At 64.8% G+C, this 647-nt stretch carries 1 protein-coding gene; it reads left to right on the forward strand.

Going from position 1 to position 647, the window contains the following annotated elements; translation table 11 throughout:
• The coding region (locus NDO48_RS29050; protein ID WP_267322892.1) for an SAF domain-containing protein at positions 1-647 on the forward strand (647 nt) is incomplete at both ends.

Below are 647 nucleotides of genomic sequence, written 5' to 3' on the forward strand. Positions count from 1 at the left end.
ATGCTGGTCGAGTTCGTCGACGGCTCCAAGACCATGGTCGAGATGGCGGCGATCGCCAATGCCACCGGCCTCGTTCCCGACAAGGCCGGCATGCACGGTCCGGCGGCGACGCTGCCCGAACTCAACAAGGTGCTGATCCCCGAAAAGGACGGCGGTGTTTTGTCCAAGGTCGGCGTCGTCGACTATTCGATCGGCAAGGGTGTGGCTCCAGGCGTCTTCGTCATCGCCGACATGTCGCATCCGCGCATTCGCGAGCGCATGGAAGACCTGAAGATGGGTCATGGCCCGTATTTCACCTTCCACCGGCCTTACCATTTGACCTCGCTCGAGGTGCCGCTGACCTGCGCCCGCGTGGTGCTCTATGGCAAGGCCGACATGGTGCCGCTGGCAAAGCCGGTGGCCGATGTCTGCGCGGTGGCCAAGAAGGACCTCGCACCCGGCGATGCGCTCGACGCCATCGGCGAATACACCTATCGCGCCTGGATCATGACCGCTGGCGAGGCACGCGCCGCAAAAGCCATCCCCTGCGGCCTGCTGCAGGGCGGCACGGTCACCGCCCCGATCAGGAAGGGTGAGCTGATCACCACGGCCAATGCCGCGGTTGCGCCAAACTCGAAGATCGCCGAGCTCAGGGCACGGCAGGACAA

This window comes from Aminobacter sp. MET-1 (assembly GCF_026521175.1).
In the GTDB taxonomy this organism is placed as follows: Bacteria; Pseudomonadota; Alphaproteobacteria; order Rhizobiales; family Rhizobiaceae; genus Aminobacter.